This window comes from Halalkalibacter sp. HAAS-P014, assembly GCF_056619965.1.
This window is the reverse complement of sequence record NZ_JBWQTV010000008.1, coordinates 36,243-48,328: the sequence shown is the minus strand read 5'-3', so window position 1 is coordinate 48,328 and position 12,086 is coordinate 36,243. Positions and strand designations below refer to the sequence as shown.

12 protein-coding genes are annotated in these 12,086 nt (G+C 40.6%); all 12 read left to right on the top strand.

The window, feature by feature from the left end:
- The first annotated feature begins 239 nt into the window (after window positions 1-239).
- Complete coding sequence (locus AC1FXZ_RS07580; RefSeq protein ID WP_480052202.1) at window positions 240-1,187, top strand: nucleoside recognition domain-containing protein; 948 nt, start codon at window positions 240-242, stop codon at window positions 1,185-1,187.
- Window positions 1,177-1,833, top strand: coding sequence for a pyrophosphatase PpaX (ppaX, locus tag AC1FXZ_RS07575; protein WP_480052200.1), 657 nt, complete (start codon window positions 1,177-1,179; stop codon window positions 1,831-1,833). Before AC1FXZ_RS07580 ends, ppaX begins: the two co-directional genes overlap by 11 nt.
- Window positions 1,830-2,330, top strand: coding sequence for an acyltransferase (locus tag AC1FXZ_RS07570; RefSeq protein WP_480052198.1), 501 nt, complete (start codon window positions 1,830-1,832; stop codon window positions 2,328-2,330). The genes ppaX and AC1FXZ_RS07570 overlap by 4 nt, the downstream gene beginning before the upstream one ends.
- Window positions 2,331-2,533: 203 nt before the next feature.
- The gene (locus AC1FXZ_RS07565) at window positions 2,534-3,070 is read left to right on the top strand and encodes a TetR/AcrR family transcriptional regulator (protein ID WP_480052196.1); all 537 of its coding nucleotides are present in this window, start codon (window positions 2,534-2,536) and stop codon (window positions 3,068-3,070) included.
- Window positions 3,071-3,329: 259 nt separating this feature from the next.
- Entirely contained in the window at window positions 3,330-4,229 is a 900-nt protein-coding gene (locus AC1FXZ_RS07560; protein ID WP_480052194.1) for a beta-keto acid cleavage family enzyme, read from the top strand.
- Complete coding sequence (locus tag AC1FXZ_RS07555; RefSeq protein ID WP_480052192.1) at window positions 4,222-5,190, top strand: L-carnitine dehydrogenase; 969 nt, start codon at window positions 4,222-4,224, stop codon at window positions 5,188-5,190. Before AC1FXZ_RS07560 ends, AC1FXZ_RS07555 begins: the two co-directional genes overlap by 8 nt.
- Window positions 5,191-5,207: 17 nt before the next feature.
- The gene (locus AC1FXZ_RS07550; protein WP_480052190.1) at window positions 5,208-5,681 is read left to right on the top strand and encodes a thioesterase family protein; all 474 of its coding nucleotides are present in this window, start codon (window positions 5,208-5,210) and stop codon (window positions 5,679-5,681) included.
- Window positions 5,682-5,851: 170 nt separating this feature from the next.
- Window positions 5,852-7,051, top strand: a complete 1,200-nt coding sequence (locus AC1FXZ_RS07545) for a quaternary amine ABC transporter ATP-binding protein (protein ID WP_480052188.1) — start codon at window positions 5,852-5,854, stop codon at window positions 7,049-7,051.
- Entirely contained in the window at window positions 7,048-7,878 is an 831-nt protein-coding gene (locus AC1FXZ_RS07540) for an ABC transporter permease (RefSeq protein ID WP_480052186.1), read from the top strand. Before AC1FXZ_RS07545 ends, AC1FXZ_RS07540 begins: the two co-directional genes overlap by 4 nt.
- 19 nt (window positions 7,879-7,897) lie before the next feature.
- Complete coding sequence (locus tag AC1FXZ_RS07535) at window positions 7,898-8,770, top strand: glycine betaine ABC transporter substrate-binding protein (protein ID WP_480052184.1); 873 nt, start codon at window positions 7,898-7,900, stop codon at window positions 8,768-8,770.
- A 100-nt stretch (window positions 8,771-8,870) separates the two neighbouring features.
- Window positions 8,871-10,601, top strand: a complete 1,731-nt coding sequence (locus tag AC1FXZ_RS07530) for a CocE/NonD family hydrolase (protein ID WP_480052182.1) — start codon at window positions 8,871-8,873, stop codon at window positions 10,599-10,601.
- A gap of 311 nt (window positions 10,602-10,912) precedes the next feature.
- A complete protein-coding gene (locus AC1FXZ_RS07525) occupies window positions 10,913-12,085 on the top strand; it encodes an ATP phosphoribosyltransferase regulatory subunit (RefSeq protein ID WP_480052180.1) in 1,173 nt (390 codons plus the stop codon).
- Window position 12,086: the final 1 nt, after the last annotated feature.

Here is a 12,086-nt window from a genome sequence, read left to right as displayed (position 1 = left end):
TTGCCGTCCATGAAAGTGCTAAACAAGATAAACACCAAAAGGGCGGTCTTCCCTTTTGGTGTTACTTCGAAGCAATGAGCGAAGCCCCTGCCAGGTTTTAAAGTTTCTGCGAGTGGTTTACTCGAAGAAACGAGCAGGGGGATAAGCCATTGCCGTCCAAGAAAAGGCTAAACTAAGATCAACACCAAAAGGACGGTTTCCCTTTTGATGTTACTTCTGAAGGAGGGAGAGCATTGGGGATGCTAAAAAGAGGGCTCTTTGTTGGACTACAGACAACATGGACGCTCGGTAAAATTATCTTTCCCATTACATTAATTGTTACAATATTAGGCTATACACCTGTCTTAGAGTGGCTTGCTGCTTTATTGTCGCCAATTATGCGTTGGTTTGGATTATCGGGAGAAGCGGCGATCCCACTTGTTCTTGGGAATGTTCTGAACCTCTATGCTGCGATAGGGGCGATCTTAACGTTAGAGTTAACGGTGAAAGAAGTGTTTATCTTAGCGATTATGCTCTCTTTCTCTCATAACCTTTTCGTTGAATCTGCTGTCGCCGCAAAAGTAGGCATACGGGTGTCTGTTGTGCTACTTGTACGGATTGGGTTAGCATTGTTCTCAGCTTTCGTGATTAACCTGTTTTGGAATGGGGGCCAAGAGATTGCCCAGTATGGTTTAGTCTCAACATCCACCCAACCGATTGTTGAAGGCTGGGGAGCCATTTTATGGAAAGGTGTTACAAGTGCTACATTTGGGATTTTACAGTTGGCGATGATTGTTATTCCGTTAATGATGGTTGTCCAAATTATGAAAGAGAAAAATTGGCTTAGATTAGTAGCGAAGGCGATGACTCCATTTACGAAAATGCTAGGAATAAAAGAGAATACTTCTACCACTTTAGCTTCAGGGTTAATGTTTGGTCTGGCATTTGGAGCAGGAGTAATGATTCAAGCAATAAAAGAAGATGGTGTAGAAAAGAAAGACCTATACTTAGTCTTTATATTTCTTGTTGCATGCCACGCCGTCGTAGAGGATACTCTTATTTTCATTCCACTTGGAATTCCTGTATGGCCCCTTTTACTAATTCGTCTCGTTACAGCCATTTTATTAACAATAGCAATAGCCTACATCTGGAACAGAGTAGAGAAAAAACAAGAGAAAGAGCGAAAGGAAGCGACTTATGGACACTAAAAAAATTGATACGCTATTATTTGATTTAGACGGAACACTTATTGACACCAATGAATTGATTATTACTTCATTTCTTCACACATTAGAATATTACAAGCCAGGTGAATACACACGGGAGAAAATTTTGGATTTCATCGGTCCTCCGTTAACGGATAGCTTTGGAACTGTTGATCCTGATCGAGTTGATGAAATGATTGATATGTATCGCAAGCATAATCATGAACTTCATGACGAGTTGGTCGAGGAATACGAAGGTGTTTATGAAACAATTGAGAGATTCCATAAAGAAGGATATAAACTAGCTATCGTGACGACTAAAATTAACAAAACAGCGTTAATGGGTTTAAAATTAACAGGACTTGATCAATTTTTTGACGTTGTGATCGGCCTTGACGATGTGGAAAAAGTAAAACCTGACCCAGAACCACTTGAAAAAGCATTAACTGCGTTAGGTTCATCAAAAGAAACAGCGATGATGATTGGTGATAACCTTTCTGATATTGAAGCTGGGAAAAATTTAGGAATGCCTACGGCTGTAGTTGGTTGGTCGATTAAAGGGGAAGAAAAAATTAAGACGTTTAATGCTGATTACATTCTCTCAGACATCCGAGATTTGTTGGCGATTGTCGGAGTGGAAAATCAATGAGTAGAAAAACAGAGCGATTTAAAGTAAAAGAAGCGAATTCGCTCTGGCAGATTTACAAAACAGTTCCTTTTTGGAAAGTGGTACGAAATTTTATTGTGATCCAATTGGCTCGTTATACACCTTGGATTGGAATGAAAAACTGGTTGTACCGGACTTTTCTTGGTATGAAGGTTGGCGGGCAAACAGCCGTCGCTCTAATGGTTATGATGGACATTATGTTTCCTGAACGTATCTCAATTGGCCGTAACTCGATTATCGGCTACAATACGACGATTTTAGCGCATGAGTATTTAATTAAAGAATACCGTTTAGGGGATGTTGTCATTGGAGATGAAGTTATGGTTGGAGCCAATACTACGATCTTACCTGGTGTGACGATTGGAGATGGGGCAGTTGTATCTGCAGGGACATTAGTTCATCGTGATGTTCCTGCAGGAGCTTTTGTCGGAGGAAATCCGATGCAGGTGATTCGTGAGAATATCGATGATGATCAATGAAAATGCTGCTTGAGCAATCGCTCGCAGCTTTTTTTGATTTACTGCATCTACTTTTCCGAGTAACCAACATTCCATATTAGGGCATTATAGTCTAAAAAGAGAAATTTGTTGAACGAGGTTTGAGAATTTTTTACAGGTAGTTGAAATCTAAACCGTCTGGATGGTATAGTTGAGTCGCAAATTTTTTTGAAAAGGAGACTATAATGAGCAGAACTTCAAGAAAAGTAGAGATTCTTCACGCTGCATCTAAAATAGTTAGTGAACGTGGAATATTTAATTTAACTTTAGAGGCAGTGGCGATAGAAGCGGGGATTAGTAAAGGTGGTCTGCTCTATCATTTCCCATCTAAAGAAGAGCTAGTTAAAGGAATGGTTGAGCATTTAGCAAGCAATTATCGAGCAAAAATCGCTGGAAATGCAGAAAAGGATCCAGTAGAAGAAGGTAAATGGACTCGTGCTTATGTAGATGTAACATTTAATCAAGCGTACACTAATAAAGATATGCACTCAGGACTCTTAGCAGCCAAGGCTGTTAACTCAGAATTGTTGGACCCGATTCGCGAGCTTTATTCAGAATGGCAAGAGTCGATTGAGGATGACGGGATAGATCCAGTGAAAGCGACAATTATTCGTTTAGCAACGGATGGGATCTGGTTATCAGAGTTATTTGATATCTATCATATTGGCGAGGATAAAAAAGAAATCGTATATAAGAAGTTGAGAGAATGGGCAAATGAATAATTAAACATAGCAGGCCATCCAATCGGGTGGCTATTTTTTTTGTCATTTTTTTTAGAATTATAGAGAAACCCTGATAATACAAGCTTTTCAGGAGAAAAGAATAATCAAAAAATAGAGTAAGAAAACCCTTTCATTTAAGGTCTTACTTGCATACATTACCGTCCGGATGGTATAGTTTTGTTTGTGCTTAGGTAAACCGTCCAGATGGTTTAGTAATATACTTGTATATGAATTAGTCAAATATAGAGGAGGAGACATGATGAAAAAGAAAATTTTATTAACAGCTGCGGTAACGGGTGCAGGTGATACAACAAAGAAAAGTCCACATGTCCCAGTAACTCCAAAAGAAATTGCAGAGGCTGCAATTGAATCAGCCAAAGCTGGTGCAACGGTTGCTCACGTTCATGCGAGAAACCCAAAAACGGGTGGAATCAGCCATAACGTTGAACATTATCGGGAGATCGTTGACCGGATTCGTGAGTCGGAAACAGATGTAATTATTAACATTACTTCGGGTGGTGGCGGAGATTTTATTCCAAGCTTAGCTACACCAGCTGCTGGAGGGAACGGAACGGATATTCAAACTCCAGAAGAGCGCCACAAACCTGTAGGGGAACTGCTTCCTGAAATGTGTACGCTTGACTGTGGAAGTGTTAACTTTGGCGACATGATCTACATGAGCCCAACCGAATGGTTACGTCAACAAGCAAAGTTAGTGCAGGAAAGTGGTGTGAAGCCAGAATTGGAATGTTTTGATACAGGACATATTCGTTTTGCAAAACAATTAATTGATGAAGGGTTAGTTGATGGCGATCCGATGTTTCAATTCTGTCTAGGAATTCCGTGGGGAGCAGATGCTGATATCGAGACGATGCTTTACATGAAGAGTCGCTTACCTGAAAATGCGCACTGGTCAGCGTTTGGAATCGGTCGTATGCAAATGCCAATCATGTTGCAAACAGCAATCTTAGGTGGGAATGTCCGAGTTGGCTTAGAAGATAATCTCTATCTTGATAAAGGTGTCTTTGCTCGTAATGATCAGTTGGTTGAAAAAGCTGCAAATCTGATCGAGAGCAACGGAATCGGGATTTTAACACCACAGGAAGCGCGTGAACAGTTCGGATTAAGAAACCCATACGGAGGCGATTGTAATGAGTAACAAACAACACGAAATGAAACAACTTGCTGTGATTGGAACAGGCGTTATCGGAAACGGTTGGATTGCTCGTTTCCTTCAACAAGGCTATGACGTTGTAGCGTTTGATCCCGCAGAAGGAGCAGAAGAGAGAACACGCAAGGTCGTTGCTCATGCTTGGCCGTCATTAGAAAAGCTTGGGTTAGCAGCAGGTGCTTCTCAGGAGCGTCTAACGTTTGTCCCGACAATTGAAGAAGCTGTAAGAAATGCTGATTTTATTCAAGAAAATGTACCAGAGCGTGAACAATTAAAGAAAAATGTGTTAGCTGAGATTGATCAGTACGCAAAGGCTGAAGCAATTATCGGATCTAGTACATCTGGAATTATGCCGACTGTCTTACAGGAAGGCTTGCAACATCCAGAGCGTTTGATCGTAGCACATCCATTTAATCCAGTTTATATTTTGCCACTTGTTGAACTAGTTGCAGGTAAGGCAACAACAGCTGAAGTTATCGAAAGAGCAGGTACGTTCTTTGAATCGATTCAAATGAAGCCACTTGTGATTCAAAAAGAAGTGGAAGGCCACTTAGCTGACCGTTTAATGGAAGCTTTATGGCGTGAAGCTCTTCACCTTGTTAATGACGGGGTAGCGACGACAGAAGAGGTCGATGCAGCGATTACGTACGGTGCCGGACTGCGCTGGGCACAAATGGGGCCGTTCTTGACGTTCCACTTAGCAGGAGGAGAAAAAGGCATGCGCCATATGCTCGATCAATTCGGTCCTGCGCTTAAGCTTCCTTGGACAAAGTTAGAAGCTCCAGAGCTAACTTATGAATTGAAAGAAAAAGTCATTCAAGGCTGTGAGAGTCATGCGGGTGATGTATCCATTGCTGAACTTGAACGGAAGAGAAATGAGTTTTTAGTAGAACTACTGGATCTAGTGGAAAAATATTGGCCAGAATCTAAAAATCTAGTTACGAAATAATAGAAAGGAGGGATTGGATGGGGGTTGAACCATTTGTTTATCAAGATTATGTACGAAAAGAGTGGGTCGATTACAACGGTCATATGAATGATGCCGAATATGCAAAAGTGTTTAGTTTAGCTGTCGATTCATTTATGGAGTATATCGGTTTAGATGAAAGTGCGCGTGAACGTTTGGACTATACCATTTTTACGCTAGAAACGCATCTGTGCTATTTACTAGAAGCACATGAGGGTGAAAAATTGGCAGTCGAAATGCAATTGCTTGATGATGATGCCAAACGTCTCCATGTATTTTTTACAATGAAAAATCATGATGGAACGGACATTGCCACAAGCGAACAAATGTTGATGGGGATCGGTACAAAAGAGGGAAAACCTACTCCTTTCCCTGCATCTGTGGCTTCAAACATTGAAACGTTACGAAACGCGCATGAACATTTACAACCACCAAAACAAGTAGGTAGACAGATCGGAATTAAGAAGCGATAAGGCTGTTACTTGTGCGTATTGAAATCAACCATGAGTATCTTGCTCACAATTTGGAATGGGAATTAGTTTTGGGTTTGCATTACAAACTTAAAATTTGGCGACGGGGCAGAATGCATCCTTAGATCCAACAAAGAAGCTCCGCCCTTTTCCATAGAAAGAGGAGAATGTTTATGAAGAAAATAGAAGTGAACAATTTGACGAAAATCTTTGGATCACATCCGAAGCAAGGCTTAAAAAGCTTAAAGAATGGGGAAACAAAGGCTGAGATTCTTGAGAAAACGGGAATGACGGTAGGAGTTAATGAGGCTTCCTTCTCTGTAGAAACAGGAGAAATTTTCGTCATCATGGGCCTATCAGGAAGTGGGAAATCGACATTAATCCGTCTAGTGAATCGACTGATTGAACCAACTGACGGAGAGATTTTAATCGATGGAGACGACATTACAAAAATGGATAAAAAGGCACTCATTGAAACGAGACGCAAAAAACTAGCAATGGTATTTCAGCAGTTTGGATTGTTACCCCATCGGACAGTATTAATGAATGTTGCCTATGGGTTAGAAATTCAAGGGGTAGACAAAGTCGAACGTGAAAAGAAGGCTTTAAAATCAATTGAAGATGTTGGGTTAAAAGGCTATGAAGAAAGTTACCCAAGCCAATTGAGTGGTGGAATGCAGCAACGTGTTGGACTTGCTCGTGCCCTCGCAAATGATGCGGATATATTGTTAATGGATGAAGCGTTCAGTGCGCTTGACCCATTAATAAGAAAAGAAATGCAAGATGAACTATTAAACTTACAAAGTAAGTTAGGGAAAACAATACTATTTATTACCCATGATCTAGATGAAGCATTAAAACTTGGAGACAGGATTGCGATTATGAAGGACGGAGCAATTGTTCAAGTTGGAACAGCTGAAGAAATTTTAGAAAATCCAGCGAATCAGTATGTCTCAAACTTTGTAAAAGATGTGGATCGCTCTAAAGTGTTGGAAGCTTCTCATGTCATGAAAAAACCTGAGGTGTTAACGACGTATAAAGACGGTCCTCGTGTCGCAGTTAGAAAGATGGAGGAAGTGGGGGCATCTAGTATTTTCGTTGTTGACAAAGAGAAGAATTTCAAAGGCTTGCTAACCATCGATGATGCAATTAGAGCTTATAAAGAAAGTATTCCGATGGAGGATGTTCTGCTCGATACTGTACATGCAGCTACTCCAGCAACACCGTTAAATGACTTGATTCCTATAGCTGTGGAAACAAAGTATCCTATCGTGGTTATTGAAGATGGTAAGTTAAAAGGAATCATTTCACGTGTCTCGATTCTCTCAGGCTTAGTCCTTGGAAAAGAAAAAGATGAGGAGGAATCAGCATGAATTACTTCAATTTCCCGTTAGAGGAATGGACGAACCACTTTGTTGATGGTTGGTTGCTTCCTGTAATGAGTGGGTTTTTTGATGAAATTAGCAATATTCTAAGAGGATTTATTGATATCGTAACCGGTTTGTTATTATTCCTTCCTGCTGAAATGATAGCGGTCATTGTGGCGTTAATAGCATGGAAATTTGCCGGGAAAGGGATTGCTATTTTTAGTTTAATTGGTTGTCTTTATTTAGGGTCAGTTGATCTATGGGAAGCGTCGATGCAGACCGTATCGATCGTCCTTGTGTCAACGTTAATTTCAGTCGCTGTCGGTGTGCCAGTGGGAATATTAAGTGCGACAAATAATATGGTTGAAAAAATCGTTAGACCGATTTTAGACTTTATGCAAACATTACCAAGTTTTGTTTACTTAATTCCAGCGATTTTACTATTTGGTCTTGGTGGTGTTCCAGCGGTTATCGCAACATTCGTGTTTGCAACGCCCCCAGCTGTTAGAATGACGAACTTAGGGATTAGACAAGTTCCTAGCAATGTCGTTGAGGCATCGAGAGCTTTCGGTTCGACACCTTGGCAATTGTTACTGAAAGTTCAATTACCACTAGCGTTGCCTACGATTATGGCAGGTGTGAACCAAACGATGATGCTAGCGCTATCAATGGCCGTTATTTCTTCGATGATCGGAGCGCCAGGACTCGGTTCAACTGTATTATCAGGGATTTCAACCGTGAATGTTGGTCTTGGATTAACAGGTGGATTAGCGATTGTCGTACTAGCCATTATTCTTGACCGAATCACTCAAGGTATTACGAAAAAAGCATAAAAAAAGGAGAGTTCAAAAAATGAAAAAAGTATTACAAGGATTCATGATTGCGTGTGTTTTACTCGTTATTGCTGCTTGTTCACAAGCAGAAGAAACATCTGATCAAGAAACAGTTAGTAATGGAGAAACGATCACATTAGGAGTAACTCCGTGGACAAGTACGATTCCTCCAACAGAAATTGCAAGTCTAATTTTACAAGATATGGGGTATGAAGTAGAAGAAACGAGTGCTGATGTTAGCAGTGTCTTTGTCGGTCTTTCGCGTGGAGATATCGACGTGTTTATGGATTCATGGCTACCAGCACACGAAAATCAATTAGAGAGTTACAGTGATACTGTTGAAAATATAGCAACTAGTTACGATGAAGCCGATTCAGGTGTTGTTGTCCCAACCTATATGGAAGATATTAATTCACTTAGTGATTTAGTTGGAAAAGAAGATCAATTTGGTAATGAGTTGTATGGAATTGAAGACGGGGCAAGTGTAACGGGTATTATTAATGAAATGATCGAAGGATATGAGTTAGAGTTAGAACAAGTCAATTCTTCTGAAGGTGGTATGATCGCTCAAGCACGCCGTTTAATTGAACAAGAAAAACCAGTTGCGTTTTACGGATGGCGCCCACATACAATGTTTAACGTATTTGACCTTAAAGTGTTAGAGGATGATTTGAATTTCTTTGAAACAGCTTCTGTTCATGTGTTAACAAATCATGAGTTACAAGATCGTGCTCCAGACGCGTATCAGTTTTTACAAAACTGGACCATCTCAATTGACGATGTAGAAGAGATGATCGTGAAGATTGAAGATGAAGGACAAGATGCACAAGCAGTTGCGCAGGAATGGATTGATAACAATCAAGACAAAGTTAATGAAATGCTAGGTAACTAATAAAAGGAAGGTCTGCGTTTGACAATTGTTTCATAGTCAAAGCAGACCTTTTTTCTAAAAGAGTTGAAGTCGACTATATAAAATAAAGAGGTGTTTAGAAATGTCTGAAACCAATCAAATTATCGTTGAGAGAGAAGTTCCTTGTACGATGCGAGACGGAGTTACCTTGTATGCGACGGTATACCGTCCGAAAGAAACTGGAACGTATCCTGTCCTGTTAACGAGACTACCGTATAATAAAAACCTTCCGAATTTCTCACACCGTTATATCGATCCGTTTCAAATGGTGTTGGCCGGATATGTTGTGATTATCCAAGACGTAAGGGGGCGCTTTGCATCAGAGGGAGAATTTGAACCTTTCGTTCATGAAGCAGAGGATGGGTACGATACGGTTGAATGGGCTGCTAAGCTGCCATATTCAAATGGAAAAGTAGGGATGTTCGGACTGTCCTATTACGGTTTTACGCAGTTGTATGCAGCACTTGAGGAAGCTCCATCTCTTAAAACGATTGTTCCAGCGATGACGGGTAGGTCCGTACAAAATGGTTTTTTCAAAAAGGATGGAGTTATTAGTTTAGCAGGGATTGAGACATGGTTTCTTGATTCTGTTGCAGCCGATTATTTGAGTCGTATACAAGAGGGGCAAAAACTTGAGAATACGCTCAAGGAGATCGTAAAAGACTTAGATAACATTGAAGAATGGCACAAATTTGCACCATTTAAAGATTGGCCACCGATAAAAAAGCATCCAGAACTTGCAGCGTTGTACCATAAATACATTGATGAAGAATCTGGTCTTTCCGTAAAAAATGGCCATAAAACGTTAGCTGAGCTTAATCTTCCTGCTTATCATATCGCTGGTTGGTATGATAGTCATCTAGGACCGACACTTGAAAACTACCAGGAAATGAGCCAATCGAAAAACAAGGATCAAAAGTTAATTGTTGGGCCATGGGCTCACGGTGTATTCAGCTCCGATATTGGAGAACGATCTTTTGGCGTGAATAGTTCAGGTCATTCGATTGAAGGAAAAGAAGATTTGACGACACTTCATATTAAATGGTTTGATCAATGGTTAAAAGGTAACATGACACCCGTAAAAGAAGAGGATCCGGTTAAAATCTTTGTACAAGGAATCAACGAATGGCGCTCTGAGAAAGGATGGCCTCTTAAACGAGCGCAGTATACACCATGTTACTTGCACAGTGACGGGAATGCGAATGCTAACAACGAATTAGGTCGCCTAGATTGGGAGAGTCCTGGTGCCCGGCAGCCTGATTATTATATTCATAACCCTAGTTCTCCTGTACCAACTCATGGTGGTGGAACGATTTTATACAATGGTCGAAATGCAGGACCAAGAGATCAGCGTGAGGTCGAAAAAAGAGATGACGTTTTAGTGTATACTTCAAAGCCAATGGAAAAACCTTTAGAAGTTACGGGCCCTATTAAAGTCATTCTCTATGCTTCTTCGGATGCACCATGTACAGATTTCACAGCAAAGCTAGTTGACGTATTTCCTGATGGGAGAGCGTACAGTCTAACAGATGGGATTGTCAGAACGAGCTATGCAAACGAAGATAGCGTGCCAGGTGAAGTAGCAAAATATGAGATTGATTTATGGGCGACGAGCAATGTCTTTCAACAAGGCCATTCAATCAGAATAGAAATAGCATCTAGCAACTTTCCAAAGTATGATGTGAACCCGAATACTGGGAAAACGCTTTTGGATACAACAGAAACGAAAAAAGCAACGCAAACGATATACCATCAAGATAAGTATCCTTCGCATGTATTGCTCCCTATTATTCCAAGCAATGTTGAGTTGTAAGGTGATTAGTTGAAGAGAAATCGAAAGAACTGTTAAGCATAAGCATAGCAGTTCTTTTTTTGTTCGAAATTTTCTCTTTAAATTGTAAGATAATTCGAGTAAAACGGTTGACGTTGTACGCACATCAAGGTACACTAACATTACACTTTATCTTGTTAGCACATTAGCGAACTAAAGCAAAAGTGATATATTTGAAAAATAATTACAGGTATTATGACAAAAAACGCGAATTAATAGGAAAGAATAGAAAGTAGCTTATCGGAGAGCTGCATGCTAAGCAGATAACGGAGAATGATTGAGGAGTGAAATCAATGTCGAAGCCACTTATGTTTGAAAAGCCACTTGGAATGCGTGATACATTGGCTGAAATGTACACGTTGAAAAAACAAGTTCGTGAGCAATTGGAAAAAGAAATGAGCGGATGGGGATATCAAATGATTGAGACTCCCACATTAGAATATTATGAAACGGTTGGTCTAGCTTCAGCAATTTTGGATCAGCAGCTATTTAAATTATTAGATCAGCAAGGCAATACATTAGTGTTACGTCCAGATATGACAGCACCGATCGCTAGGCTTGTTGCTTCAAGTATGAAAAGTGAGTCATACCCGATGCGTCTTGCTTACCAATCAAATGTGTTTCGTGCTCAACAGCATGAAGCTGGGAAACCTGCAGAATTTGAACAGGTAGGGGTCGAATTAATTGGTGATGGTACGGTTAGTGCCGACGGTGAAGTCATTTCTCTCATGATAGCAGCGTTAAAACGTGCAGGTCTGTCGCATTTTAAAATAGCAATTGGACATGTTGGCTATGTGAATGCACTTCTCCTCGATATTGTAGGTGAACGTGCTGATGAACTCCGCCGTTATTTATATGAAAAAAATTATGTTGGGTTCCGTGAGCATGTCAAGAGCTTACCGATCTCCTCGATTGATAAAGGCCGACTGCTTAGTCTCTTAAAGCTTCGTGGTGGAAAGACAACGCTAGAAGAAGCGGCTAAACTTGTACGAACAGAGGAAGGAACTAAAGCAGTAGCTGAGCTAGAAGAATTATGGCAAGTCCTTGAAAGTTACGGTATTGAGCAGTATGTGAAGCTTGACCTTAACCTTGTTTTACATATGAGCTACTACACAGGAGCTGTCTTTGAAGGGTATGGAAGCAATTTAGGTGTGCCGTTATGTAGTGGTGGTCGTTATGATGAACTGCTTGGCAAGTTTGAACGTCCTGGGCAAGCGACAGGCTTTGGGGTTCGTCTTGATTTATTAGTTGAGGCAATCGGTGATGTGGCGAAGAAACCAAAAAAAACGTGCATTGTTTTTAGCAAAGAAAGACGTGCTGAAGCATTCCAAGAAGCAGCAAGCTTACGTGAAAAGGGTGAATCTGTCGTTGTTCAAGACATCGCTGGTGTTGATGACGTAGACGGAATGTCGGAGCAATTTACAGATGTGCACTATTTCATTGGGGCGAAGAAGGGAGAAGCGTAAG